The organism is Pseudomonas sp. P5_A2_2 (genome assembly GCF_054177685.1).
The window spans coordinates 1-1,109 of record NZ_JBGCUL010001287.1 but is presented as its reverse complement, the minus strand read 5'-3'; the positions used below and the strand labels follow the sequence as shown (position 1 = coordinate 1,109).

Annotated in this window: 1 protein-coding gene; it reads right to left on the bottom strand. The window is 63.7% G+C overall.

Annotated elements, in window-relative coordinates; translation table 11 throughout:
• Window positions 1-57: 57 nt before the first annotated feature.
• The coding region (glyA, locus tag ACXRVY_RS30845) for a serine hydroxymethyltransferase (RefSeq protein WP_458239186.1) at window positions 58-1,109 on the bottom strand (1,052 nt) is incomplete at its 5' end.

The following is a 1,109-nucleotide window of genomic DNA, read 5'->3' as shown; positions in this document are numbered from 1 at the left end:
CATCGCGAGCAAGCTCGCTCCCACAGGGTTTTTCCCACAGGGTTTTGTGTTGTGTGCTCAGTCGCGGTAGACCGGGAAGTCCGCACACAGGGCGGCCGCCTGCCGTGCGACATTGGCCTCGATATCGGCATCGCCCAGGTGATCGAGGATGTCGCAAATCCATCCAGCCAACGCAATGCTCTGCGCTTCCTTGAAGCCACGGCTGGTGATCGCCGGCGTGCCGATGCGCAGGCCGGACGTCACGAATGGCGATTGCGGATCGTTGGGCACGGCGTTCTTGTTGACGGTGATGCCGGCACGGCCGAGGGCGGCGTCGGCGTCCTTGCCGGTGAGGCCCTGGCGGATCAGGCTGACCAGGAACAGATGGTTGTCGGTACCGCCGGACACCACGTCATAACCGCGTTCGATAAACACCTGCGCCATGGACTGGGCGTTACGGATCACTTGCGCCTGATAGGTCTTGAAGCCTGGTTCCAACGCTTCTTTGAAGCACACGGCCTTGGCGGCGATCACGTGCATCAGCGGGCCGCCCTGGCCGCCGGGGAATACCGCGGCATTGAGCTTCTTCTCCAGTTCAGCATTGGCCTTGGCCAGAATCAGACCGCCACGGGGGCCGCGCAGGGTCTTGTGGGTGGTGGTAGTGACCACGTCGGCGTAGGGCAGCGGGTTCGGGTACAGACCGGTCGCCACCAGGCCGGCGACGTGGGCCATGTCGACGAAAAAGTACGCGCCGACCTTGTCGGCGATCTGGCGGAAGCGCGGGAAGTCCAGGGTCTTCGAATAGGCCGAGAACCCGGCGATGATCATTTTCGGCTGGTGCTCGACCGCCAAGCGCTCGACTTCGTCGTAATCGATCAGCCCTGTTTTGGTGTCGATGCCGTATTGCACCGCGTTGTAGAGCTTGCCGGAAAAACTCACCTTGGCACCGTGGGTCAAGTGACCGCCGTGGGCCAGGCTCATGCCCAGCACGGTGTCGCCGGCTTGCAGCAGAGCCAGATAAACCGCGGCGTTGGCCTGGCTGCCGGAGTGGGGCTGGACGTTGGCGTAGTCGGCGCCGAACAGCTGCCTTGGGGCTGGACGTTGGCGTAGTCGGCGCCGAACAGCTGCCT